The sequence below is a fragment of the Paenibacillus sp. S02 genome, from assembly GCF_019454065.1.
Classification (GTDB): domain Bacteria; phylum Bacillota; class Bacilli; order Paenibacillales; family Paenibacillaceae; genus Paenibacillus; species Paenibacillus polymyxa_B.
This window is the reverse complement of record NZ_CP073682.1, coordinates 630,621-655,882: the sequence shown is the minus strand read 5'-3', so window position 1 is coordinate 655,882 and position 25,262 is coordinate 630,621. Positions and strand designations below refer to the sequence as shown.

The 25,262-nt window shown below is 46.9% G+C and carries 28 protein-coding genes and 1 pseudogene; 11 read left to right on the top strand and 18 right to left on the bottom strand.

Annotated elements, in window-relative coordinates; genetic code table 11:
• Positions 1-79: 79 nt before the first annotated feature.
• Both KAI36_RS02965 and KAI36_RS02960 read right to left on the bottom strand, forming a co-directional pair.
• Positions 80-235, bottom strand: coding sequence for a DUF3737 family protein (locus KAI36_RS02965; RefSeq protein WP_220026889.1), 156 nt, complete (start codon positions 233-235; stop codon positions 80-82).
• 151 nt (positions 236-386) lie between these two features.
• Positions 387-959 carry a TetR/AcrR family transcriptional regulator gene (locus KAI36_RS02960; protein WP_220026888.1) on the bottom strand — a complete coding sequence of 191 codons (573 nt, stop codon included), beginning with the start codon at positions 957-959 and terminating at the stop codon, positions 387-389.
• A 58-nt stretch (positions 960-1,017) separates the two neighbouring features.
• Here KAI36_RS02960 and KAI36_RS02955 point away from each other — a divergent pair.
• Positions 1,018-1,341: pseudogene (locus tag KAI36_RS02955) on the top strand (gamma-glutamyltransferase); the annotation flags it as partial.
• Between the two features lie 914 nt (positions 1,342-2,255).
• Here the strand turns inward: KAI36_RS02955 and KAI36_RS02950 are convergent.
• The 5 genes from KAI36_RS02950 to KAI36_RS02930 are packed head-to-tail and all read right to left on the bottom strand — an operon-like array spanning position 2,256 to position 6,618.
• Entirely contained in the window at positions 2,256-3,575 is a 1,320-nt protein-coding gene (locus KAI36_RS02950; RefSeq protein WP_220026887.1) for an ABC transporter permease, read from the bottom strand.
• A complete protein-coding gene (locus tag KAI36_RS02945; RefSeq protein ID WP_023986841.1) occupies positions 3,568-4,470 on the bottom strand; it encodes an ABC transporter ATP-binding protein in 903 nt (300 codons plus the stop codon). The genes KAI36_RS02950 and KAI36_RS02945 overlap by 8 nt, the downstream gene beginning before the upstream one ends.
• Positions 4,471-4,472: 2 nt before the next feature.
• Positions 4,473-5,414: an ATP-binding cassette domain-containing protein gene (locus KAI36_RS02940; protein WP_220028036.1), complete on the bottom strand. Its 942-nt coding sequence runs from the start codon at positions 5,412-5,414 to the stop codon at positions 4,473-4,475.
• A gap of 41 nt (positions 5,415-5,455) precedes the next feature.
• Positions 5,456-5,857 (bottom strand): GntR family transcriptional regulator, encoded by a 402-nt coding sequence (locus tag KAI36_RS02935; protein ID WP_013308618.1) that lies wholly within the window; start codon positions 5,855-5,857, stop codon positions 5,456-5,458.
• Positions 5,858-5,898: 41 nt separating this feature from the next.
• Positions 5,899-6,618, bottom strand: a complete 720-nt coding sequence (locus KAI36_RS02930; protein ID WP_220028035.1) for a hypothetical protein — start codon at positions 6,616-6,618, stop codon at positions 5,899-5,901.
• A 235-nt stretch (positions 6,619-6,853) separates the two neighbouring features.
• On the opposite strand from KAI36_RS02930, the gene KAI36_RS02925 reads away from it, so the two are divergent.
• A complete protein-coding gene (locus tag KAI36_RS02925; protein ID WP_104497181.1) occupies positions 6,854-7,081 on the top strand; it encodes a DUF1858 domain-containing protein in 228 nt (75 codons plus the stop codon).
• Between the two features lie 14 nt (positions 7,082-7,095).
• A complete protein-coding gene (locus KAI36_RS02920; protein WP_220026886.1) occupies positions 7,096-8,355 on the top strand; it encodes a DUF438 domain-containing protein in 1,260 nt (419 codons plus the stop codon).
• On the opposite strand, the gene KAI36_RS02915 is transcribed toward KAI36_RS02920, so the two are convergent.
• Positions 8,344-8,856: a GNAT family N-acetyltransferase gene (locus KAI36_RS02915; RefSeq protein WP_220026885.1), complete on the bottom strand. Its 513-nt coding sequence runs from the start codon at positions 8,854-8,856 to the stop codon at positions 8,344-8,346. The two genes, KAI36_RS02920 and KAI36_RS02915, sit on opposite strands and share 12 nt — an antisense overlap.
• A gap of 147 nt (positions 8,857-9,003) precedes the next feature.
• Between KAI36_RS02915 and KAI36_RS02910 the strand changes: the two genes are divergently transcribed.
• Positions 9,004-10,290: a hypothetical protein gene (locus KAI36_RS02910; RefSeq protein ID WP_220026884.1), complete on the top strand. Its 1,287-nt coding sequence runs from the start codon at positions 9,004-9,006 to the stop codon at positions 10,288-10,290.
• A 66-nt stretch (positions 10,291-10,356) separates the two neighbouring features.
• On the opposite strand, the gene map is transcribed toward KAI36_RS02910, so the two are convergent.
• A complete protein-coding gene (gene map / locus KAI36_RS02905) occupies positions 10,357-11,139 on the bottom strand; it encodes a type I methionyl aminopeptidase (protein WP_081327425.1) in 783 nt (260 codons plus the stop codon).
• 105 nt (positions 11,140-11,244) lie between these two features.
• On the bottom strand, positions 11,245-11,433 hold the full coding sequence (locus tag KAI36_RS02900; RefSeq protein ID WP_007428354.1) for a hypothetical protein: 189 nt from the start codon (positions 11,431-11,433) through the stop codon (positions 11,245-11,247).
• A 365-nt stretch (positions 11,434-11,798) separates the two neighbouring features.
• Here KAI36_RS02900 and KAI36_RS02895 point away from each other — a divergent pair, with 365 nt between their 5' ends.
• The 4 genes from KAI36_RS02895 to KAI36_RS02880 all read left to right on the top strand — a co-directional run bounded on the left by KAI36_RS02895 (position 11,799) and on the right by KAI36_RS02880 (position 15,031).
• Complete coding sequence (locus KAI36_RS02895; protein WP_220026883.1) at positions 11,799-12,836, top strand: serine hydrolase domain-containing protein; 1,038 nt, start codon at positions 11,799-11,801, stop codon at positions 12,834-12,836.
• Between the two features lie 43 nt (positions 12,837-12,879).
• On the top strand, positions 12,880-14,031 hold the full coding sequence (locus tag KAI36_RS02890; RefSeq protein ID WP_220026882.1) for an MGDG synthase family glycosyltransferase: 1,152 nt from the start codon (positions 12,880-12,882) through the stop codon (positions 14,029-14,031).
• 31 nt (positions 14,032-14,062) lie between these two features.
• Complete coding sequence (locus KAI36_RS02885) at positions 14,063-14,344, top strand: hypothetical protein (RefSeq protein ID WP_023986830.1); 282 nt, start codon at positions 14,063-14,065, stop codon at positions 14,342-14,344.
• A gap of 348 nt (positions 14,345-14,692) precedes the next feature.
• A complete protein-coding gene (locus tag KAI36_RS02880; protein WP_023986829.1) occupies positions 14,693-15,031 on the top strand; it encodes a DUF4870 domain-containing protein in 339 nt (112 codons plus the stop codon).
• A gap of 56 nt (positions 15,032-15,087) precedes the next feature.
• Here KAI36_RS02880 and KAI36_RS02875 read toward each other — a convergent pair whose 3' ends face one another.
• Together KAI36_RS02875 and KAI36_RS02870 are read right to left on the bottom strand one after the other, a co-directional pair.
• On the bottom strand, positions 15,088-16,047 hold the full coding sequence (locus KAI36_RS02875; RefSeq protein WP_220026881.1) for a sigma-70 family RNA polymerase sigma factor: 960 nt from the start codon (positions 16,045-16,047) through the stop codon (positions 15,088-15,090).
• An 18-nt stretch (positions 16,048-16,065) separates the two neighbouring features.
• A complete protein-coding gene (locus KAI36_RS02870) occupies positions 16,066-16,509 on the bottom strand; it encodes a carboxymuconolactone decarboxylase family protein (protein WP_025719800.1) in 444 nt (147 codons plus the stop codon).
• Between the two features lie 151 nt (positions 16,510-16,660).
• Here KAI36_RS02870 and mscL point away from each other — a divergent pair, with 151 nt between their 5' ends.
• The gene (mscL, locus tag KAI36_RS02865) at positions 16,661-17,155 is read left to right on the top strand and encodes a large conductance mechanosensitive channel protein MscL (RefSeq protein WP_023986826.1); all 495 of its coding nucleotides are present in this window, start codon (positions 16,661-16,663) and stop codon (positions 17,153-17,155) included.
• An 85-nt stretch (positions 17,156-17,240) separates the two neighbouring features.
• Here the strand turns inward: mscL and KAI36_RS02860 are convergent, their stop codons facing one another.
• Positions 17,241-17,942, bottom strand: coding sequence for a histidine phosphatase family protein (locus tag KAI36_RS02860; RefSeq protein ID WP_220026880.1), 702 nt, complete (start codon positions 17,940-17,942; stop codon positions 17,241-17,243).
• A gap of 79 nt (positions 17,943-18,021) precedes the next feature.
• The gene (locus tag KAI36_RS02855) at positions 18,022-18,315 is read right to left on the bottom strand and encodes a hypothetical protein (RefSeq protein ID WP_023986824.1); all 294 of its coding nucleotides are present in this window, start codon (positions 18,313-18,315) and stop codon (positions 18,022-18,024) included.
• 172 nt (positions 18,316-18,487) lie between these two features.
• On the opposite strand from KAI36_RS02855, the gene KAI36_RS02850 reads away from it, so the two are divergent.
• Complete coding sequence (locus KAI36_RS02850; RefSeq protein WP_220026879.1) at positions 18,488-19,120, top strand: NUDIX hydrolase; 633 nt, start codon at positions 18,488-18,490, stop codon at positions 19,118-19,120.
• Positions 19,121-19,127: 7 nt separating this feature from the next.
• Here the strand turns inward: KAI36_RS02850 and KAI36_RS02845 are convergent, their stop codons facing one another.
• Both KAI36_RS02845 and KAI36_RS02840 read right to left on the bottom strand, forming a co-directional pair.
• On the bottom strand, positions 19,128-19,916 hold the full coding sequence (locus KAI36_RS02845) for a TrmB family transcriptional regulator (RefSeq protein ID WP_220028034.1): 789 nt from the start codon (positions 19,914-19,916) through the stop codon (positions 19,128-19,130).
• A 65-nt stretch (positions 19,917-19,981) separates the two neighbouring features.
• Positions 19,982-20,833 carry a zinc ribbon domain-containing protein gene (locus KAI36_RS02840; protein WP_220026878.1) on the bottom strand — a complete coding sequence of 284 codons (852 nt, stop codon included), beginning with the start codon at positions 20,831-20,833 and terminating at the stop codon, positions 19,982-19,984.
• A gap of 310 nt (positions 20,834-21,143) precedes the next feature.
• Here KAI36_RS02840 and KAI36_RS02835 point away from each other — a divergent pair, with 310 nt between their 5' ends.
• Complete coding sequence (locus KAI36_RS02835; protein WP_220028033.1) at positions 21,144-23,570, top strand: UvrD-helicase domain-containing protein; 2,427 nt, start codon at positions 21,144-21,146, stop codon at positions 23,568-23,570.
• A gap of 266 nt (positions 23,571-23,836) precedes the next feature.
• On the opposite strand, the gene csaA is transcribed toward KAI36_RS02835, so the two are convergent.
• Both csaA and KAI36_RS02825 read right to left on the bottom strand, forming a co-directional pair.
• Positions 23,837-24,169: a chaperone CsaA gene (gene csaA / locus KAI36_RS02830; protein ID WP_104497192.1), complete on the bottom strand. Its 333-nt coding sequence runs from the start codon at positions 24,167-24,169 to the stop codon at positions 23,837-23,839.
• 56 nt (positions 24,170-24,225) lie between these two features.
• A complete protein-coding gene (locus KAI36_RS02825) occupies positions 24,226-25,131 on the bottom strand; it encodes a DMT family transporter (protein ID WP_220026877.1) in 906 nt (301 codons plus the stop codon).
• Between the last annotated feature and the right edge of the window lie 131 nt (positions 25,132-25,262).

Here is a 25,262-nt window from a genome sequence, read left to right as displayed (position 1 = left end):
AATCATATAATCGAACGTTCGATTAATTAACTCCGAAGTGATGCATTCTTCTCGCCACTTCACGCCTCATAATAAACGTTCATTCGATTAATGTCAAATGTGACACTTTCAAATTCCGGCTCTCTTTAACGGCAGATTCTCCATCTAAAAATTCACTATGCTTGATTTCCACATTAGCAATCTTATATAAGGGGCGTTCGCCTTCAAATAGTCCACTTTTCATTAAATTCATCATGAACTCCTCATTTCATTTCAATCATATAATCGAACGTTCGATTAATTAACTCCGAAGTGATGCATTCTTCTCGCCACTTCACGCCTCATAATAAACGTTCATTCGATTAATGTCAAATGAAAATCAGAGGGATTCCCTCCGAAAGTCTAAGTTAAGCTTGTAACGCATCCCAGGTCATTTCAATAATTTCAATTATGCTTTTCTGTTTCAGCTCTAATCGTCCGCCATAATATTCTTTAACATATTGCATGGACGGTGTAAACATGAACATATGGAGCAGACTCGTATCCACTTGTTTGAAGACTTTCTGACTCTTGCCTTTTTCCAATAGTTTAATGAGCGGCTCAAAATATTCCATTCCTTCATTTCGGGACAAATCATCAAGAAGTGGGGAATTTGTAATTTGCTCAAGGAATAAAAACTCATCCTTATGCGTCAAAATATAGTTAATATACTTTCCGAGAGCATGTCCGAATGCTGTCTTTAATGGCATTGAGTCTTCGTAATTATAAAACACTTCCAGACTCATATCCTTTTTGATACTCAAATACAATTTATTCAGCATATCGTCCTTGTTTTCAAAGTATACGTAAATCGTCGAAGCAGATACACCGGCTTTTTTTGCGATCTTGGACATCGATAGTTCTGATAATCCATGTTCATTGATCAACTGGATTGATGCATTAAAAATGCGTTCACTTTTATTTTCATCTTTATGTCTCATACGTAAATGATAAACGTTCGTTCGATTAAAGTCAAATTCCTAATAAAAAAGTCCCAACGGAGATGAGGCAGTCGGACCATTTGGGGTCATGGGTGGATTCATGCAGCCGCAAGCCCATGTGCAGGTCGTCATGAATACGGTAGACTTTCACATGAATCCACAGGCGGCACTGGATTCGCAATGGACAAAAGGCAAAACGATTCTGGTGGAAACCGGCTTCCCGCAGCATATTGCACAAGCACTTGCCCGTAAAGGGCATGATATTCAGGTTGCTCTCGCCCCCTCCATGTTTGGACGCGGCCAGATTATATGGCGTGACCCGGACAGCGGGGTATTGTGCGCAGGCACCGAAAGCCGGACAGACGGATCGGTTGCTGCATGGTGGTCAAAGTACTCATCGGATTTCCAATTAAGTCCATCATCTTCTATCTTAATTGCGAACAGATTTGATTCCCTTTATAACAAAATCGTTAGTGGAAGTAATAGTATAGAAACATTTAATAATTTTGTACTGAAAACTGGAAATGTTAGAGGAGTTTTGAATTCCGGGGAAAAGACTTTTTCAGAGTATATATCTATATATGAAAATAGTAGAAAATTCAAGGAGTTTATTGGTGATTTACCCCCAGAAGCTAATTTAATACAGGAATACTTTAATGCTAATAATGCAAATACTTGGGCTGAGAAATTACCATCTAAAACAATCAGGTTTGGGCTGTTTACAGGTGCAGGTTTACTTATTGATACAGTAGGTGGTTCAGGAGCTGGCACTTTATTAGGAATTTCATTGAGTGCGGTAGATACATTTTTAGTAGATAAGCTAATAAAAGGATGGAAACCAAATCACTTTATAGAAAATGATTTAAAAAACTTTATAGATAGTTAAATATGTAATGTTAAACTAACGGGAAACGTTAGTTTAACAACAACAGCGGCAGTCTAAGACTTTATTTATCAAGTCTTGTTCTGCCGCTGTTTCATTTAATAGATCAGTCTAAAACTTATTTCTCAAAAGCTGACGGTTCTTCAATTCGAAAACGTTGTTAAGTCAACGACTCCAGTCTATTACTTTATTTTCACAGAACTAATCCTTTTCTTTTGTCATTTTAATTCCTTCCCCTCAAATAGTTTATTTCTTCACCATCTTCTTATATTCGGACACCATACAATAACTTGACCGATGTAACTAATGTATAAATATTCAATTCTCATCAATTATGAAATTTTTTCTTCATTTAATCTGACAACATTCTCATTAATTATGACACCACACACTCACTCTGTCTCTTAAAAAATTTAAATCTTGTAAGCCTTCATAGCTTTTCTTAGCTCTTTGAATGAAGGACGTTTGCCATACATTAAGACGCCAGTACGGTAAATCTTGGCGGCCAACCAGCCGAAGAGCAAAATGGAGGCGACCAGAATACCAAGTGACAGCCAGATTTCCAGCAGGCTCGCCCGCTCCAGACCAATCCGCAACAGCATGACAGTCGGCGAGAAAAATGGGATGTACCCAGCAACCTTTACGAAAATCGTATCAGGTGCGGCGATATTGAAGATACCGATATAAAAGGCTGCTAGTGACAGCACGGTAATCGGCATGATCGCTTGTCCCAACTCCTCGGTGCGGCTAACGATGGAGCCCACCGCGGCGAACAATACTGCGTACAGAAAGTAGCCGAGGATGTAAAATACGAGACCATAGCCCAGCACCGCGATATTCAATTGCGACAGATCCAGCCCGGCCGAGCTCAGGATGACATTATTATGCGGCAGCATGAGGTTGGCGCACACAACGGCTGCAAAAACAGCAATTTGCAGCAGGCCAACCAGGAAGATGCCAACAATTTTCCCAAACATCTGGGTCAAAGGCGAAACGCTAGTGATGAGAATCTCCATGATACGTGAGCTTTTTTCCGATGTCACCTCTGCAGCAATCATATTCCCCGTCATCATGGAGGAGGTGAAGAATAAAATCATCAGTACATAGACCAAACCATAGTTAATCATAGAGGTCTCTTTTTTCTCTGTCCCCACAGCTCCCCCTGCCTCAGACGGACCGTCTACTTCCCTGCTATCCACCATTACAGGTGTGCTAATTTCGCGAATTTGATCGCTGGTCAATGCATTGCCGCCCATAATGGCTTTGACCTTAGCTTCCTGAAGTCCCGTCTGCAACAATGTGATTACAGCAGGAGATGGCTCTTTTTCTACAGAGACGTACTCCACTTTAGGAAACGTCTCTCCCTTAGTGGCAGGCTCCGTGAACTGTACGTAACCTTGCAGCTCTCCGTTTTTCAAGGCTTGCTGCATTGCCGGCGTTTGTACGTTGTCATAACGCACCCAGATGGCTGCCGGGTTGGATTGCTCCTTGGTGAATTGCTCCAGCTGACTTGCCACTTCTATCCGGCTCCCGGCAATCAGTCCCAAGCGATGATGCTCGGCTGCCGTTGTGCCTGAACCTCCTGCCCCATCTCCTTTAAACAAAGAGATCAAATACGGTAGATTCATACCAAGCGTAATGAGCAAGGCCAGTACCAGCGTCGTAATGATAAAGGATTTGGTTCTCGCCTTCTGACGAAACGTAAAACCGATCACCGTACCCAGTCTATTCATGGGAATCACCCACCTCTCTTATGAAAATCTCGTTCAGCGTAGGCTCTTTAATTTCAAAATGCTCCACATCCGTTTGCTCCAACGCCGTTTGTAAAATCAACTTCGCCGCATCCGGCTGCTCAATATGCAGCATCCAGCCGCGATCCATAGGCTCTGCACGGCGCACGCCGGGCAACTGCTCCAGTCCGTTCACTTCACCTGTAGTAATGAGACGAACTTTTTCACGTGGGTAACGGCCCTTAATCTCCTGCACACTTCCCTGCACAACTGTATTTGAGCGATGCAAGATCGTAATATGGCGACACAGTTCCTCCACATGCTCCATACGGTGGGTCGAGAATAAAATCGCAGCCCCATCGTCCCGCAGCTCTTTCACCGTATCCTTAAGCAATTCAACGTTCACCGGATCAAGCCCACTGAAGGCCTCATCCAAAATGAGCAACGTCGGGCGATGCACAACGGCAGCAATAAAACCCATTTTCTGCTGATTCCCCTTGGATAGCTCCTCAATCCGCTTGTCGTAATATTCCGGCACTCCAAAGCGCTCCAGCCAGTAGCGTAGACTTTTGTCCGCCTCCTTGGCCGACATTCCGCGCAGCCTGCCCAAATAGTTAATTTGCTCGCTCACCTTCACCTTGGGGTACAACCCTCGCTCCTCAGGCAAATAACCCATCGTCCGTTGAAGCTCCTTGCTGTAGGGCTTGCCCTCATATTGAATGTTTCCTCCATCAGGGTAAATCAGGCCGAGCACCATGCGCATCGTTGTCGTTTTTCCTGCTCCATTGCCTCCCAGTAGTCCGTAAATCTCCCCGCCGTTCACATTCAGCGAAATTCCGTTCACTGCCGTGTGGTTCCCATATTGCTTCACGACCTCTTTCAATTGCAGCATGCTCATGATTACTCCGCTCCTTTTTTCTGCGTGTATGTCTCCGCATCTTCTGATAGTTGTAGTTGTCCCGCAGACCAATGTACTAAAATATCATCCAGTTCCAAACGCCGCACACGGATGGGGCGAATACCCGCTTGTTCCAATATGTCGCTGGTCTCTCCGGCTGCCAACGTTACAATTCGCTGCAATCCGCCTTCGCTCTCCGTCTCTACCACTCCCGGAAGCTCCGATGCCTCCTCTGGCGTGCCTTCAAACCACATTTCTTTGCTATTTTCGAGCAAATGGTCTTTTTCCAGCTTGCCGAGCAGCCTGCCATCATGCATCAGGACAATATAATCCGCCAAACGCTTGATCTCGTCTATAATATGAGTAGCAATAATGATCGTCGTTTTGCCATTCTCCATACAATCCCGCAGTTCCTCCAGCATGATTTTCCAGGCAAAAGGGTCTAAACCCGACGAAGGCTCATCCAGCAGCAACAAACGGGGGTGAGGCGCCAAGGCTGCAGCCAGCTCAAACTTACGGCGCTCTCCCTTGGACATACGCGATAATTTCGTATGCTGAGGAACCTGAAATCGTTCCATCAGACGCTGAAAACGTGTTTCATCCCAGCCGGGATACCACAAGGCTCGAAAAGCCGCTGCTGCTTCTGCTGTGAGTCGATCTTCCTCACGCGTCGGCTGCTCTGACATATACCCAACCCATTGTCGTGTATCTATCGGCATGCCGTCTGGATACGCTTGACCGAACCAACGAATTTCACCGGAATCCGGGTGGATAAGCTGAGTCAGCAGATGAATCAATGTACTTTTGCCCGATCCATTATGTCCAGCCAAAGCGACTACATATCCCGGTTCAATGGTTAGATTAATAGGGCCAATTTCCCGGTTACCCCGGGTTTTATAGACTTGGCTCATCTCAATAATCGGTGTTTTTATCTGTATCCCCATAGGAACTTCCACATGACGGTTTACATAGTTCTTCACGGGAGTCACTCCTTCACTTGGACTTCATACCTTCTCTTCACCATTTCTGCGAAAAGCACCAACAATTCCTGTTCTGTCATCTGCACAGCGATGCCTGTGTCAATCGCAGTCTCCAACGCCTCGGTCACTGCTTTAAGGCGGTAACCTGAGCGCTTATCGTCCTCAACCAGAGCTACGAAGGTGCCCGTCCCCTGCCGGGTACGAAGCAAGCCCTCGTTCTCCAAATCCTGATAGACCCGCCGGACGGTGATAACGCTGCAGCGGAGCGTCCCTGCAAACTCCCGAATGGAGGGAAGCAGCGTTCCCGCTGCAATCTGTCCGGTTACGATGAGTGAACGAAGTTGCTTTTCAATTTGTGCATACAGCGGTTCCGCGCTATTCTCATCAATTTGCACTGGTATATTCACCTGCTTCTCCCCCCTTTTTATCTATCTTTGTATACATACCGCTACGTTAAGTCCCGTTTCATAAGCCTACGCTGTGTCACTCTATAGGACATGCACATACCCAGAACTCCTGCCAGCAGCGCTCCCCACATTACCGGAGACAACAGCTGCCATTCCTTGCTATAAAGTGCCGTTATCGATACCAGATTGGCCCCACATACTCGAACTATAATCGTAACTATCCCACAAATAAGCATGATGACAATGGATATCCAAAAGTAGGATTTACCTTTTTTAAGAAATTCCAAATGAATATAAATGGCTTGAATCAGCATTCCGTAGCCTATCCAGGTAAGTGCAAACGATACAAAGAAACCTGTACTGGCATATACCCGAAACGTAGCTGACAACGTAAACAAGTGAGTGAAAAATATCACACTATTCACAACAAACGCCAAAAGCGCCTGTTGAATTCGACTCATAATCACCGCATTCATCGGTATAGGCAAGGTGCGGAAAAAGGCTAGCATATGCGTATAGGAATCTTCCTGAAGATATTTAAATGCACGACGGTTATAAATGAATCCGAGAAACGGAATCAACGCCAGCATGATAAAATCGGCTACTGGACTTAAGTTTCCACGTTCACCCCATTGCACACTTACAGCAAAACTCATGGTAAATCCCAAATACGCAATAAACAGCAATGTCCACAGCATGACATATGGATTGTTGCGAAAATCGTGCCGGGTAATCTTCCATGCCTGCTTGATGGTTGTCATTTTCTTATCCCGATCCCTTCTGCACTGCCTGTAATGACGACCTCGTTCTCTCTTCATACGAAGTTATTATTACAGTAATCAGTGTTATTACTGTATATATCTTTATACACAGTATATAAACCATGAATTACTACTGTCAACACCTGAATGTAAATTGTGCGTACAATCACAAAAGCTCGTCAGATCCTATGCTACTCTGTAAATGATAAACGTTCTCAATCAAGGGGATGAATAAATGGATAAGATACTGCACTGGGATGAGCCGATATTTAACCTTGTTAACCGTCACCCCGAAGTGAAGGACATTATGGTAGAGCTGGGTTTTCACGATATCGCCAAGCCTGGCATGTTACAAACCGCAGGTCGTTTTATGACACTGTCCAAAGGTATTGCATTGAAAAAAGTAGATATGGAAACCGTGCAGCGGACATTTTTGCAACATGGTTTTACTATTCAAAAATAAAGGAGCTAACGATCATGAGCGAGCTAATTAACAACCGTGAACATACAGCACAGGAATTAACGGAACGCCAACAAACGCTAAAGGAAATTATAAAAGAATTACATGCCGGGAAAAGCGTGGAGGAAGTCAAAGCCCGTTTCGCAGAAGCTGTTGGCGGAGTAAGCGTGGCGGAAATTTCGGCTATGGAGCATGCATTGATGACCGAGGAGGGAATTCCCGTATCGGAAGTGCAGCGTCTTTGTTCTGTGCATACATCAATATTCAAGGGTTCCATTGAGGATATTCACCGTCCTTCAGGACCGGAGGAACAACCGGGACATCCTGTTCATACCTTCAAGCTGGAAAATCGGGAGATCGAACAATTGGTCAACTTCAAGTTGTCATTGCACGCGGACCAATTTCAAAAGGACGACAGTCCCAAAATTATCTACAAGTTACTGGAAGATTTAAGTCTGCTGCTCGATCTCGACAAGCACTATAGCCGCAAAGAAAATCTGGTCTTTCCTTATCTAGAACGCTATGGAATTTTTGGCCCAACCAAAGTCATGTGGGGTGTGGACGACAGCATTCGTGCCGCGATTAAGGAGGCAAAGAGCCTGCTCGCCGAATATAATGGAGATCGTGAACAGATTGGGAAGGCGCTTGCCCATATCATGAGCGAAGTGAATGAAATGATATTCAAGGAAGAAAATATTTTGCTGCCGATGGCACTCAGTAAGCTGACAGAGGATGAGTGGCTGAAAATAGCCCGGGAAAGCGAAGAAATCGGGTTTTGCCTGACCGCTCCCGAACGTGAATGGATACCTGAACGGGCAGAGGAACCTGCAGAAGCCCTTGAACAAACGGAAGGCACATCCGGAACACCGCAAGGCTTCGTGAGATTCGAGACGGGGATTATATCTGTCCAACAATTGGAACTGCTGTTGAATCATCTACCCGTTGACCTGACTTTTATCGATGAAAACGATGTTGTTCGCTATTTTTCCCATGGTAAGGAACGAATCTTCGCGCGCACGAAAGCCGTCATTGGTCGTACCGTACAGAATTGCCATCCACCCCAAAGCGTCCACGTCGTTGAGAAGCTGCTGGAAGATTTTAAAGCAGGCCGCAAGGATGCTGAAGATTTTTGGATTCCAATCAAGGACAAATTTGTCTACATCCGTTATTTTGCCATCCGTGATGCTGAGGGCCACTATCTGGGAACGTTGGAATTCACGCAAAATATTGCACCAATTCGTGCCTTGGAAGGACAAAAGCGTATTCTATCCGAATAGTATCCAACCGTAAGCCACCATGTTCAGGTTTTTGCCACTCATATTTATAATATGTTGTTCTACTATAAGTTCGGCTCCCAGCCTTTCATAAAAAGTACATGCTGGATTATCTGCTAGCACCCATACGATTACAGAGTGAATATCCATACTATCAAAATGTTGAAGCAGACGTAAAAATAGTCTCTTCCCCAAGCCTAAACTATGGTATTCACTCAAAACGTAAATAGCCGTTATTTCTCCCCCATACGGGGGATATTCACCTGACTTTTCCGGACCTCCACTCACAAATCCGATGATTTCCCCCTTCTCATTTTCAGCAACATATACCCGATGACCGTCTTCACTGGATAGATTCGCATTCCACAGTTCTGTTCTTTGCTCATAGGAAAGCTGTTCCAAAACCTGGGCAGGCATTATATCTTTGTACGTCGTCCTCCAGCAATCTACGTGCACCTTGGCGATGCCCTCGGCATCTGATATCGTTGCTTCCCTGATGTTCATGTAAGTCCCACTCCTAGTTTCCAATATTATGCACTCTATTATATCTACGATCCAAATCTTGATCTATAATAAGAATATTCATTGTTTAGTGAAGTTGGATAGGATAACCGTTCACTACACTACTCGTTCATTACTGGAGGATTCGACTTGAATAAAATTGTTTCATTTTATGTGCCGCTTGGCATTTCGTCATTAATTGCTGCACTAACACATGTCATCGTCAATGCTGTGCTTGCTCGTTCGGAACATCCTTCGTTTACATTAAGCAGCTATGCGGTTGCCGTCAGCCTGTGCCTACTGTTGGAAACTCCGTTAACCGCAGTACGGCAGATGACCACGAAATTCGGTTATGATCGCAAGTCCGTTCATTCTATTGGTATTTTATGTACGTTCGTGGCGGTGACTGTATTGATCATAGGCTGGAGTATCGGGTTGACGCCCGTAGGCAATCTGGTCTTTCAATATGTATTTGGTGTGTCCCCAGTATTGATCGAACCCACCAAGAACGTATTTCAGGTTCTTACTTTACTATACATATTAGTAGCTGTCCGTAACATATATCAGGGACTTATTATTAACAAGCACCGAACGGCATGGATGACATTCAGCTCGTCCATACGTATTATCGTGATGCTAATTGCTTCCTGGTTTTTGATCCATGCTGGCTGGACGAATGACGGACGAGTCGGTGCCGCCATTTTTATTGCAGGTATCCTCATAGAGCTGGTCGTTACTTTTTTAGAAGGCCGGGTTCTCAAAAGAAAGCTGCCTCCTGACAACGCGGAGCAAACCATCCATCATGCGAAGCATCTCCTACCTTTTTATCTTCCTTTGCTATATTCGGCGCTGGTGCTGGTTATCCTGAATCCTTCCATCCAAGCTGCGCTGAACAATACAACTGATCCACTTTTGGCCGTGGCATCCTTTTCTGTAGCACTGCAAATCCTAAATCTATTTGTCTGGTTTTGCAGCTCTTTGCATCAAATTGTGATTCAATTTTATACGTCCAAGCGCAGGGAAGTGCTGATATTTTTGAGCTTTTTGTCTATCCTATCGCCGCTGCTACTACTGTTACTTTCCTTCGGATTTGCTGGCGATCCTGTGTTACGGAATGTATTGGGATTGGAAGGAGAACTGTTGCTAGAAACCAGAGGATTGCTTCGCATACTGGCTGTCTATGTCGCATTTTATCCTTGGGTGGAATATTTTATTGGAAGGTCAATATTAATCGGCAATACCAAACCTATCTTTATCGGTAGGCTGTTTTCTGTAAGCTTTGCAATTCTCGCGCTTATTCTGTGTATCTGCTTTTTTCCAGGACTGGACGGCAACGTGGCGGGAATTGTGATGGCTGTTTCCTCCCCTGTCGAGCTGGGGATTTATCTGTTGCTTTACCGAAAAATCTCTACAAGCACGATGAATGTATCATCCTGAAAAAACTTACCTAGAGAGCCTTATGCAAACGACCCGCACATTGACTCCCTATGGCACAACTATCTTTTACGAGGTCAAAATATAAGGGCCGTTCTTTGTAATCGCAATCGTGTGCTCGTATTGAGCTCCCCAACTGCCGTCTGCTGTGCTGATGGTCCAGCCATCGTCCCCCCAGAGCACGGCCCCCTCGGTTCCGAGGGTAAATACCGGCTCAATGGTAATCACCATCCCTTCGCGCAGTGGTAATCCCGTTTTGGGACGACCGTAGTGCAGAACCTCTGGCGGCTCATGCATTTGGCGGCCAATGCCATGCCCGATCAGAGGCTTGACGTTGCCGAACCGCCGCCAGCCTGCTGCTTTTTCCACAGCATGCCCGATATCCCCCAACGTCCTCCCCGGGCGGGCAACCTCGATACCGCGTACCAATGCCCTATGGGTCTGCCGCAACAGTCGTGCTACCGGGCGGCTAATGTTACCTACCGCATAGGTCCATCCTCGGTCAGCCAGCCAACCATCTTTGTTAACCACAATGTCGATGGTCACAATATCCCCATCATGAAGCACCCGCTCCGAGGGAAAACCGTGACATACTACCTCGTTGACCGAAGCGCAGGTGGCATAAGGGAAACCTTTATAGCCCTTTTGTTCAGGCGTGGCTCCACGCTTGCTTAAAAACTGCTCCACCCAAGCATCGATTTCAAGCGTTGTGATTCCCGGAAGAATACGACTTTCCAGCGCACGATGGCAATCTGCCAAAATACGTCCGGCCTCCCTCATGTAGCCGATTTCCTCCGGTGTTCGTATCGCTATCTCTATTGGAATCCGCCTCCTTTGAGCATACAAATTCAATAAACCTATCCCATTGTATGCAGGGCGGACACAAAAAAACCGTCTCCTCTGTGGATAGACGGTTTATAAAAGTCGTATTTCTAGTTTTTCGGGTAATCGAACCCTTTAAGATACTGAAGAATTTATGCGACCGAGTTCGTTTTCCACCACCATGGTCAACTCTTCCTCATACCCTCCTGTAATCCGGTATTTTCGCACATATTCCTTTACAAATTTTTTGGGATCCTTAGGCCGGAAAATTCGAGTCATTTCCCGCAGACTTTCCTTAACTTCATTGTGACCTTTCGTTGCCATGTAACTCCCTCCCAAAACGTTGAAAATAAGTGCTCCGTTGAAGAGAATGCCGAAAAGTATTGATGTCCTTATGCAGTGAAGTAGTATGTCTAATTGCAGCTTAGGTCGGGAACGCCTTATACAAGGCATGTACCTGACACTATTATTAACCGATTTTCTTTTGGCTGAATCACTACCCCATTATAACATATTCAGATACAGCTTTCAGCTTTCCAGTAAATTTACATTGATTTTACCTATCTTTTACGCATCATGTCATTTGGGGTATCAATCAGCTGTTGCACAGGAGGGTATACCTTATTTATCGGTTTTTGGAGTGTATGTGTTTGGGGTAAAATAAATAAACATAACAAGGAGGGAAAAGGATGAGCCGCTATGCTCCGCTGTTCACTGCACCTGTTGCCCGTATGTCTGCCCTGAAGATAGGAACTTGTGAAGAGGAGGGCATCAATGTCTCCCTACTTGATCAGGCAGACCGTGAAATCCAAGCCAAGTTTCCTAAAATGCACAGCTTCCTGCTGCTGCGCCACGGCAAACTGATCTGGGAACGCTATTATAACGGGCATGAAGTAAGCTCTCTGAACGATTTGCGATCTGCGACCAAAAGCTTCACTTCCACGCTCATCGGCATAGCTATGGCCCGCGGTGATATGCCCGGGCCAGAGACGGCTGTGCATAAGCTGTTGTCTGAGTATTTACCTAGGCGGAAGGAAACACTGCTAGAGCAGATTACGATTCGCCATCTGTTGACCATGACATCCGGCTTGTATTGGCAGACGGGCAAAAAGCTCGGAGAAGCTTTTATCCACCGTTTTCATCGCAGCAAAAGCTGGCCGTCCTTTGCCCTGCGTTTACCTGTACAGGAGGATCAACTCGGTGTATTCCAATATCGTAGTGTTGATTCTCACCTGTTGTCCGTGCTGCTGACCCAATGCTGTGGGATTGACGCCTATACATACGCTCTCCAGCATCTGTTCGAACCCTTAGGTTTTGGAAGAAGTGGTTGGGCACAAGATCCAGAGGGCTACACCATGGGACACATCGGGCTATATCTGACATCGCGTGACATGGCTAAATTCGGCGATTGCTGCCTTCATCAAGGCAGCTGGAACGGAAAAGAATTGATTCCGGCCGATTGGCTGCATCAGGCGACACAGCGACAGGTTGAAGGGTATCCAGAATTCGGAGATTACGGATTCCAATGGTGGACAGGACGACTCCACGGCATTAACTACGCGTGTGCGCACGGACATGGAGGACAGCAAATTTATCTTGTGCCAGAAGCGAACGCAGTCGCGGTATTTACAGCAGACAGCAAGGTGAGCCGTTGGAAAAATCCGCGAACACTGCTGGAGCACTACGTTTTGCCAGCCGTATCCTCCCTCAACTTGGAACGTTCCTGAAATGAGCTTCATGTGCTTATTGAATATAGGAGGCTAAACAATCATGGAAGTCTCACCACCAAAAATTCTAATATTGTACGCCAGTTACGGGGAAGGCCATGTGCAGGCCGCTCGGGCAATTATGGACAGTTTGCAAAGACTCGGACGCTGCGAGGTACAACTTCTCGACCTGATGGCTGAATCTCATCCCTGGTTGAATGGTCTGACCAAATTTGTATATATGCAAAGCTTCAAAACCATTCCTCAGCTTTACGGCTGGGTCTATAACATCACACGCGGTATGCAGGCTAAATCGGCCTTCGGCCATGTGTTGCATTCATTTGGAATGCGTCAACTTACGCTCACTCTGAAAAAGGAGTTGCCGGATCTCGTGATACATACGTTCCCGCAGCTCGTGCTCCCGGCGTTACGCCGCAAAATGGGAATGAATTTGCCTATTGTCAACGTGGTTACAGATTTCGATCTGCATGGGCGCTGGCTGCATCCCGATATTGACCGCTACTATGTAGCCACTGAGGATATACAGCAGGAAGCCGCCCAGCGGGGAATACCTATCGAACGCATTATCGCTACGGGTATTCCGATTCACGCTTCTTTTTATAACATGTCTGCCGACGAAGTTCCCGTTCAGGAACAGGTAATTCCATCACTACAGTCTGAGACTACGACGCTACTCATTATGGCTGGCGCCTATGGTGTGCTATCCGGCATACTGGATATCTGTCGGCAATTAAGCCAGCTTCCTCAGTTGCGGCTACTGATCGTCTGCGGACGTAACCAGCAACTGAAAGCAGAATTGGATGCGCTGTATGCAGACCACCCGGACATTTACACCTATGGATTCGTGGACTTTGTTCCAGCACTTATGCGTGCGAGCAATCTGGTGATTACGAAGCCCGGCGGCATTACACTTTCGGAAAGCATCGCATCCGGTTTGCCTATTCTTGTGTTCAAGCCCGTACCCGGTCAGGAGCTAAATAATGCTCTGTATTTGCAGCAAAAAGGAGCTGCCCGTATTGCTCGCACTACAGAGGAGCTGATTCAGCATTGTCTCGACCTGATTTCCACCCCCTCTCTTGCCGAGGAGATGACGCAGGCGATTGAGTTGCTTCGCAAACCTCATCCCGCAGACCAGATTGCCGAGGATATTTTGCATCAGCTTGTGGATAAAAGACCTTCCGTCCGGACAAATTAACGAAGAATAAAGTCAGACGGAGGGGATACCTATGGAACACAAAGGGAAGGATTTGCTCCCGCTAACAGGAGAAAAGGTAGAAGTGGATGGTGTTTATATTGATGAGGATGGACATGAGCAGCATTTGCACAGAGGTCAGCATTTTCCCGCTGATGTTGTTCTGGGTACTTCCGAGTGGAAAATGACCGAATATGCCTTTGATAACCATCATGAAGGACGTACTGATGAACGACTTATCCCCAAAGAGGACGACGAGGATAAAAAGGGTAAAATCACACATCCACGCCGTCGTTTACAACGCGGAGACCGCTAAATAAGACAACTTATCCACGGTTAATACCAATCTGTTGATATTTTGTGGACAATCTGTGTGCAAAGTGGGCTTAATCGCTATATTGTCTACAGTTTGTGCACAATTTGTGCATAACCTATGTTTATTTTGTGGACAAGTAGTAGGGTTTAGTGGATAAAATGCGTACAACATGTGCAAAAACTGTGTATAACCCTGTGAATGACTGAGCGAATCCTTTTCGTTCAGTCTTTTTCGTGTTTTTATACACATTCCCTGATTGAACTTTTTCTGGCGTTTCGGGTATATCTTTAATTCCTGTCCTCATAGCTTGTATAGTACGGATAACTTATAAAGGGGGATTTGCCTGACATGTCAGTCTATAAGTCTTCCACGGGATTGGATGAAAATATAGCAGCTGTCCTGTGCTATCTGTTCGCATTTATTGGCGCACTGGCCTTTGTCATGCTGGAAAAGAAAAGTCGATTTGTATTATTTCACGCACTGCAATCCATATTTTTGTTTGTCACCCTCATGATCGGGCATGTGCTTGTTGGATTCATTCCGCTGCTCGGTCCTCTGCTCGCTTCCCTGCTAACGCTGGCAGGCCTTGTATTGTGGGTCATCCTGTTAATTCGCGCGGGACAAGGCAAGTGGCTCAAGCTTCCCTGGGTAGGCGATCTGGCTCTTCATCAAGCCCGGCAGTTGTGAAAACAACAAAAAACCTTGATCCTTAGCAGGATTCAAGGTTTTTGCTGTTTCGATGATTACTTTTTATCGCATGTTCGCTTCTTCTGTCCTATATGAATGTATCGCAGCTTATCTGGGTTGACCATTAAATAAAAACTCTGAATATGCTCCCCGTCCGGTGTCAGTCTGAGACATAAGGTTTCTCTCACTTTTCCATCTTCCAGAAATGCCAGCTGGACCTCGCCATTGATGACGGTGTGAAACACATCTCTTTCTCGTAAAACGGTTAATACCCGACGTGAAGTCAACAGGGCAAGAACGCCTTTGCGTACAACCATCGGTCTCATCACCGTATGCACATTACCTCCTCCATCTGACACGAATACAGGTTGTTCAGCCAGTAGTTCCAGCATAGCAGTCACATCGTAGGCAAGAAAGGCGGTTGTAAAACGTTCTAGTAGTTTTATTCGGGATGAGTTATTCATATTACGACTGGACTGAGCCTCAAGAGCAGATTCTCCTGAAGATAGAATACGACGGGAGCGACTAAACAACTGACGACAGTTGCTCTCAGTCTTCCCCAGCAATTCCGCAATATCTTTGTAATCATATTGAAAAGCTTCCCTCAGCACAAAAACAGCCCGCTCTATCGGCTTTAGCTGCTCCAGCAAAACCAGAAATGCGTAAGATATCATGTCTTTACGCTCTAACCAATCCGCAGGGAGATCTGCGCTTTCACCCAAAGGCTCCGGCAGCCACTGTCCTACATATGTCTCTCTTTGCTTGCGCGCAGAGTTCAGCAGATTCAGACACCGATTCATCGTCATTTTGGCTACATAGGCTTTGGGATTGTGTATATCATCCAGGGGCTTATTCTTCAGCTCGACAAAGCAGTCTTGAACTACATCCTCGGCATCCGTAACCGTTCCAAGCATGCGATAAGCAATGGCAAAAGAATATTTGCGATATCTTTGATACAGCTCCTCCAGATTTAAATCCACCGATTCTTGTTCAATTCTGTGTTCTTTGCCAGACAAAGCATAGCCCCCTGTTCATTAAAGAATGCCCGGATACATTCCCGTTGCAATTGCAATCCGGTTCCAACTGTTAATCACGTTAACCGCGGTAATCAAATCTACGTATTCTTCCTCTGTAAAATGTTCTCTGACCCTATTGTACAAATCCGTAGATACCCCTTGTTCAGAGATGCGAGTGACCGCTTCAGCTAATTCAAGCATAACACGTTCTTTTTCCGTGAACAAAGGAACCTCCCGCCATAAGGCTAGCTGCAAAATGTGGTCAGCATAATCCCCCAGCTTGAGCAAATCCTTCGCATGCATATCCAGACAATAGGAACATCCATTGATTTGGGATACTCTAATTTTCAGTAGTTCGTACAATACTTTGTCTGTAAAACGACCGGAAATATATTTTTCCATCTCCATCATTGCCTTGAATGTGCTAGGACTCACTGCTCTGTGATTGAATCTTAAACTCACGATACATCGCCTCCATTATTGGTTTACATATAGAAGACAAATGAACATGTGATTTTGTGACAAAGAGTAATACATCAATTGGGAATTGCCCTCAATTGACATAGCATGTATTATAGATAAATGATTTTATGTAAAGAAGGTGAGCACTCACATGAGCGGAAAAGGTATTATAAAAGAATTTAAAGAATTCGCTGTACGGGGTAACGTGATTGACCTCGCGGTCGGTGTTATCATCGGTGGAGCGTTTGGCAAGATTGTCACTTCTGTGGTAAACGATATTATTATGCCTCCGATTGGTAAACTTCTGGGCGGCATGAATTTTCCAGACTTGTATGTAGCTTTACGAGCTGCCGATCCTTTAAATGCTGACGGTACACGCATGACTTTGGCACAAGCCAAAGAAGCAGGGATTGCAGTCCTCGCCTATGGTCAGTTCATTAACGTCCTGCTGGACTTCCTGATCGTGGCCTTCTGTGTGTTCATGCTGGTCAAAGGGATTAACATGCTGAAACGCAAAGAGGAAGAAAAACCTCCTCAGGAAAAAACGATTAAGGAATGTCCACATTGCCTATCCGAAATTCCTGTAGCCGCTACCCGTTGCGCACATTGCACTTCCAAGCTGGAAGGGTACGTCGAAGCACGCTGACTCAACCCACACCTATATGACTACAACAAACGGCTTAAGACGGTACACCGTCTTAAGCCGTTTTAGTATGGTATAGAAGATCTGATTAGTTGAAATTGGTGATAATGCCACGGGGTCTGACGGGCAAGCCCTCAGCGTACAGATGGGAAACATCACCGAAGCCGATGCAACGGGGAACTGCCCATTCCTGAGAGCGCTCATCAAACAAGATCGTGGTTACGGAGCTAGGCGGCATCCAAAAACCGGACCAGACCAAGGCCAATGGCAGCTCCAACAGATGAGCAAGCCAGGTCAGCCCGAAGCCGCCATGACAAAACACGGCCACCTGATCTTCGGTGTGCTTCAGAATCCGGTACCTTCCCTTCACCCGCTCAAAGCCTTGCCGTTTCAGGAATTCATCGGAATGAAGCTTCAGCCGCTCGAAGGTTTCGGGACTTTGCGTTCCCTGATAATAGGAAATCTCCTGCCAAGAGTCATGAGTCGGCAGGGGCATTTCGGAACGGATCACTTCACCTGGCAAATCCCAATGGGAAAGACGGCCGTATGGAGTTTCCTCCAGCTTTAGAGCCAGCTCCTGTGTCCAGTGTTCCACTTCATGAGTCATACCCAGAGAATCGGCGGTGTAGCGCATCGTATCCAAAGCCCGCCCCAAAGGAGAGGCATAAATTCGATCCAGTCCGTGACTGGAAAGCCGTTTGGCCAGTGCCTGGGCTTCCAAATGCCCCTCCGGCGTGATGGTGTTGTTGGGGTAATCGGGGTCTGCGTGTCGGATAATATACAATCTCATTATTGGTTCTCCGTTCCTATGAATGGCGACAGGATCACTTTATCTCATTCCATCGATTAGTTCTCCTGATCTTTAACGTTTAACGTTTATTCAGCAAATTTTCCAAAATCGCGCGCAAATCCCTGTCTTCCTGGTAGACTTCCTCACCTGTATCCAGCTCAATAACCCGGATATATGTATAATTGGCTCTGACATCGACTGGTTTAAAAATCAATTCCTCCGGATTGTCTGGGCGGACATCATAGCCCATATTTTTGAACATATCCGTGATCTGATCAATCCCCGGCTTGCCTCCGCTTTCCAGCATAATCAACCCGCGCAGTTCCTTGGGTTCCTCCGGATGCATGACTCGAAAATGTACTATACATTCCATGTGAAATCGCTCCTTTCAATCGTAAACCTATGTGATATTACAAATCCTTATGTTCCCAGCATACCCCAAATGCCACTCTACATTCCACACCCGCCTTCATATCGTCAGGTCAGAAAACACGTTATACTGTAAAGTAGACCTTTGATTTCTGCTTACTATAGGAGGAACCACGATGACTAGCGAGCTTCTAGATATCTACGATGATGAAGACAACTCTCTTGGCACAGCCTCGCGACAAGACGCACATGCCAAGGGATACTGGCACCATACCTTTCACTGCTGGCTAGCACGAGACACTTCGACAGGCCGTCGCTTGCTGTTCCAACAGCGTCAGGATACGAAGGACACCTTCCCCGGATGCTACGATATTACAGCAGCCGGTCACTTGACGGCAGGCGAAGATATGTCTCAGGCGGCTCGTGAGCTGGAGGAAGAACTGGGTATTCATGTTCCCTTTACCTCATTAACACCGCTGATGACCGTTCGGTATGAAAGCAAAGGTACCGCACAAGGCACCTCTTTTTGGGATCGGGAGGTTAGCTCGGTGTTTGGACTGCTATCAAACCAGCCATTGGAAGCTTATCACCTCCAGCAAGAAGAAGTAGCCGGACTGTACGAAGCAGATCTTGACCAAGCACTGGCCCTTTTTGAAGGCCGTATTCCCTTTATCGAAGCCCATGGCATTACGTCGGGGCCGAACCCAGAAAAAACCCGCCGCCTGATTACATCGGATCAATTCGTGCCTCATAAGGCGGGCTATATTACATCTATATGCCGGGCACTGATGGAACTTCCTACCCGGTAATCTTTAGCTATTCTCCAGCTGACATATATTTGCCGATAATGCCTTCATACCGCCAGCCATACCGGGTCGACAGCTCTCTGCCCATATCATGCTCCAGCTCATACAGAATAAGATCCTGAGCAAAATGATTAAGCAGCAGACCTGTCATTACCGGATGCTCGGTAATAAGCGCCTGTGTCGGGCAATTCTCTCCCCGCATACCCAGCATGCACCAACGCCGATCAATAACAAAAGAAAACTTGCGCCCTGCCGGTTCCTGTCCGTCTGTACCAGACACACGCGGTAACCACGGTCCCATCATGCTTTCTTCATTATCGCAGGACCAGAGCAGACGCACACCCCGACTTTCGGCTTTCTCCAACTCTGCCCGTAGCAGCTCAGCTTCCTCACGCCATAAATCCAGCACAATCTCATGCTCTGCCCGTTCCAACTCACGTGTCAGACTTTCCAGCACCTTCCGATCGCCTTCCGCATTATAAAAGGTCGGCTTGGTTGGTTCTGTTCGTGGCATTTCCTTCTCCACCGCACGTAAGGACTCCTGCATTTGTCCTTCGATCATCCGGGTCAGTTCACCCGGTGGCAGCATGCTGTAACGTACAGGCTCTCCAGCACTAGCTCTGAGGTAACCCTGCCCGGCCAAACGCTGCAAAGCCGCGTACACGTTGGAGCGCGATGCGCCCAGACGCTTAGCCACTTCATAGCCGGAAGCCGCATTTTGCCTCGAAAGCTCAACCATAACCTTGGCTTCCATTTCCGTAAAACCCAGATTCCGCAGATGATGCAGCAAACGCTCCATATGTTCTGTTCCCCCTATGCTGCCCGGCGTTATGTCTGTGTCCTGCAGCAGCCTGTTCGGCTGCGTCAAATCTGTTCAGCTCCGCAACGCGGGCACCACTTGGACCCTTTTGGTAGTTCTGCAGTACAGATTTGGCATTTTACATTTTCACGTACTTGTGCAGACGGCGTTGCCGACTTCTCGGCCCCAGAGTTGTTGGCCTTCCAATATCGGATTCGCTCGTCCAGCTCTTCCTGACGCTCACGCTCACGTGCCAGTTCTTCAAGGCGGCGGTGTTCTTTCTCCAGCTCTTCCTGACGACGACGCTCCCACTCTTCGTCGAATGCCGCTTTTTCTTCCGGTGTAAAATCAGACACTGTGTAATCGCGGTCTAGTCCCGCGGGTTCCTGTGTTTCATACCGCTCATCCTGTTCCTGTTCATGCCGATCGACTACTTCATGTTCTGCATACTCCGTGTAAGCAGGCGCAGCATCCTTCACTACCTCTGGCTTGCGCAGATCAAAAGAATAGACGTCCGTTGGCACCTCTTCACGTACAGCAGCCACTTGCTTGGAGGCAGTCTGCCCTTCATTCAGCTTGCGTCCGCATTTGGGACAAAAGTTGGCATCCAGTGGTACAACCGCTCCACAGGTGCATAAATGAGCGTTTTTCAATTCTGCAATTCTACTGCGCAGCTCGTCAATTTCATCCTGAAGCTCATCACATGCAGTGGATAGCTGTGTCATCTCGGTTTCTGCCACCGACATGTCGGATGCGCGGTAACCTTCGTAAAAGATCTGACCCATTCGTAAGAAATGAACATCCATTTCCTGCTGAATCGTTGTAATTTGTGAATTGATCTTACTAATCTCGACAGCATGCTGCGCCTTTTCTGTTGCGCGATTAGCGCCTTCCTTTATACGTTGAATCAGCTTCATCGTTATTTCCTCCCCATATCCAGCCGGATTTCACTGTACCGTCCGTATATCCCAAAGTTTTTTTCTGTTGGCAAACCTCGAACTCCTGTATAATGGAATGCGGTCATATCGCCTGATTGAAGGCTATAGGCATTGGCGTCAACGTATTGACGTTCTGTCGCTCCGGCAAGATCCGCATGAATTTCAGCATTATTTTAGTCCATCGCCTTGTTCTTATCGTCAGCTAAAGCTGACTAGAACTCTATCATACCAAAAACTACCCCCATTTGTGAAAATGGAAGATTTTAAGAACGAAAGGGGTTTCAGGATTATGGACCCAAATCCTTCTTTTTACCCCCGACCCATCGGGGTTCCTTATTCAACGTCGAGCCCTCAGGCACGTCGTGCTTCCATGGATACCAGTATAACGCTGGTGCCCGACACCGACCAAGACTCGGCCTATTTTCGTGCTTTAGAGAACGCCGGCATTCACCTGAACCGCCCGCAGATCCAGGCCGTCCGCCACGGCAAAGGCCCCCTTCTGACCCTTGCAGGGGCTGGCTGCGGCAAAACCACAGTGCTGGCTGCCCGCGCAGGCTACCTGATGGCGATGCGGGATGTCCCTGCATCGTCCATTCTGCTGGTGACCTTCACCAGCAAGGCAGCTGCCGAAATGAAACTGCGCATCGCGGGATTACCCGGTGTGCGCCCTGCCGCTGCACGTGCAGTTCAGGCACGCACCTTTCACTCATTCGCTTTAGCGATGCTACGTCATCGCGGCGTGCAAGATGAAGTGTTCGGTGAAACGCAGGCCCAGCATACCGTCATGAAAATGATGCTGCGGCAGCTTGGGCTCAGCGAGGCTTTCCAGCCAGAAAGCCTGCTGTCTGCCCTCTCCGCCTGGAAAGCGGAAGGCCGCAGCGCGGACGAGCTGCCGGAAACCGTGCGCGAGGAATCGGATGCCAAGCGTGCCATGCTCGCCTATGAAGCATGGAAACAGGAGCGCAATAAAATGGATTTTGACGATATTCTGCTGCGTGCCTCCGCACTGCTGCGTGACCCGGATGTGCTTCAGCCGCTTCAGCGACGTTTTTCACATATCATGGTCGATGAATTTCAGGATACGAATGCCCTGCAATATGAGATGGTGCAGCGGTTGGCTGCCCGACATCGCAATCTGATGGTTGTGGGGGATGATGATCAGACGATCTATACCTTTAATGGGGCACGCCAGGAATCCATTCTGGAGTTTGACAAGGTCTATAAGGATGCTAAGGTCATTACTCTGGATATTAATTATCGCAGCGATGCGCGGATTTTGGGGCTGGGCTCTAACATTGTCGCCAAAAATGTTCATCGACGCTCCAAGCGTCTTTCAGCTGCCGGGCGTGAAGGCTTGCCGCCGCAGTTTGCCACCCCATCCGGACCCGAGGAGGAAGCGGGGCATATTGTTACCCATCTACTCGGACAGGTAGAGGAAGGTCGGCTGCGCTACCGGGATATCGCTATTTTGCACCGGACAGCCAGCGGAAGCCGGTCTATTTTTGAGCAATTAATTATGCGGGATGTTCCATTTATTCAGTACGGAGCAGGGGCTGTATTTTATGATCAGTCCCTGATTCGTCCCTTAATGGATCACCTGCGCTTGTCGCTGAATCCCCGGCGTATGGAATCCATTCCGAGCACCCTTGGGCCGCTGTACGTCTCCCGTGAGGCGGGGATGGAATGGATTATGCGCGAGGAGAAACAGCAGGCTAAAAAATACCCGCTGATCCATCTCAGCCGCTGGGATCGACTACGTGATTTTCAGCGTGAACAGGTGAAAGAGCGTATTCGTCTGATTCGCAGTCTCACTACAATGAAGCCTGCCTATGCCATTCAAGAAATGCGGCGCATCTTTTATGACAAATATTTGGAAAGCGGAGATACGGGCGCGTGGACTCATTATAAGGAAACGATGCAAGAAAGTCTGGAGGAGCTCGAAACGGCAGCCAAGCGGTTTGACACCGTGGAGGCGTTCGTCAGCTTTGCGGACGAGCTTTCCGAGCGTCACCGCCAAATGGAATCGCTGCGCAGAGAAGAAGACAGCGATGCTGTTCGGCTCATGACGATCCACCGCGCCAAAGGGCTGGAATTCCCTTGCGTATATTGGATCGGAGCCAGCGAAGGCATTCTGCCGCACAGCTCGGCGCTGCACAGCGAGCTGCCGGAGGATCGGCGGGCAGGCGCCGCCCCGACTACGGCTGTGGATAACGATGCAGCGCTTGAAGAAGAGCGCCGCCTCGCTTATGTGGCCGTCACCCGGGCGAAGGAGTTGCTGTACATCACCTCTCCCGCCTCTAATCATGGCAAGCCTGCCGCCGTGTCACGCTTCCTGCTGGAAGCCTATGGAGTCACTCCTGAGGCTTCCAAGCCGGAAGCACGCCGCAGCAGCTTCGGCCAACCGAAGGGTGCTTCCGGGTATAGCAGCCGTGCTGGCGCTGGATCGCCAGTGTCTGGCACAGCGACCCGCGTGAGCAGCAGGCCGGGACCAGGCAGCGCCACGACACGGACGACCTCGTCGGTGGCAGGGTCTTCGGCGGAGCCACGCATCAACGTGCCCGTGTGGAAATGCACCGACGACGCCTGCAAGGCGTGGATGCGGCGCGACACAACAAGCGGACGCCGTACAAGCGCGGCTATCACAGGCACGCCGCCGGTGTGCCCGCTCTGCGCCTCCCCGATGACAGAGGGGACACGCAGCATCCCAGCCAGATAGGTATAAGGCGTATAGCTGGTATTGGAGAACTGTGCTTTTACTGGACTGGTGACACTCGTGATTTCCAGCCTAACTGTTGCAGATTTTAATGAATCAAATAAGCTTTAGACAGACCAATAAAAGAAAAAGCGGCAGACTAGGACGTGAAAATAAAGTCCTAGTCTGCCGCTATCTATTTCAACTTGCTATTGAAGAATCGTATCCCGTTAGTTCAATGCCTTGCCTGTTGTGAAGTTATATATTTTACTGATTAAACAGCCGATCAATCATCCAATAGGTGTTCCATCAGGTAGTTTGATACCTGGTTTCAATAAAACCACATCCCCCTTTTCGGGAATTCCTCCAAGGACCAATACCTCTGACTTAAAGCCTGCTATCCGTCGAGGTGGAAAGTTGACTACACCTATGATTTGTTCCCCTATAATATCTTCAGCCACATATCTTTTTGTGATTTGTGCACTCGAAGCTTTTATTCCGATATCTTGTCCAAAATCAATTTCAAGTTTAATAGCAGGTACTTTTGCTTCTGCAAAAAACTCAGCTTTAATTATGGTTCCAACTCGAATATCTAGTTTCAAAAAATCATCAATCGTTGCCATCTAAACATTCTCCTCATCGATTGTTTTCTTCAATTTCGCGATAATCAGTTTCAAATTTAATATTTTGCAACTGTAGTATACTTTAAAGATTTTGCCCAAAAATACATCCCCATACCGAATAAAGTCATGATTCCACCTATGAATTGAAATGCAGAGATTATTTCTCCCAAGAATAAGTAGGCGAGAATTATGGCAAGAACAGGCTCTCCAATAATACCAACTGAGACCGTAGTTGCACCCATTGATTTCAACAACAAATTAAAAATATATTGTCCGAAAATAGTTGGGATTACTGCAAGTAAAAAGAAATACATCCAATCCGACGAGTCATATTCGATCAAGGAATAATGATTCAACAAATTGTAGACCAGCATGACGCTGCCACCAATAAAAAAAACAATAACACTATATAAATTTGCATTTATTTTGTGGCTTACTTTCTGTCCTGCCAACATATATGCTGAAACCAAGATTGTTCCTAATAAAGATAATCCATCTCCGATTAATGCCTCTCTCGAAATCCCTATGTCTCCCCAAGCTATAATGATTGAACCGACAAGAGCGGCGATCAAACAAAGAATGGTTAATATGTTTGCTCGTTCTCTGAACATAAAGTATGAACCCATCATTACAAATAAAGGCTGTAAGGATAAGATGACCATGGAGCTCGCAACTGAGGTATATACTAAAGATTCCATCCAAAACAAGAAATATAACCCGAGAAAAAGACCAGCTATGAAAACAGTACTCCAATCTTTTTTGTTCATTTCTAAGGAACGAAACATTTTCCAAGGTACAAAAGGAAGCATTATGAGTACTGACATATACAATCTGTACATCCCAGCCACAGAGGTTGGAGTATCTGAGGATTTTATCATGATGGATGAGATAGAAACAGACAGTATGCTGATTAAAAGCAAAATATACGGATGAAACGGTAACGACGATTGATTTATTTTCACATGTACGCCTCCAAGATGTCTTATCCAATCGCCTGTGCACAGGATTGTAATGATAAGCCGAAGATCTGGTATAATAATATCACCACTTTTATTTTATTTGTGTAACTATATCTTTAATTTATATAGAAATA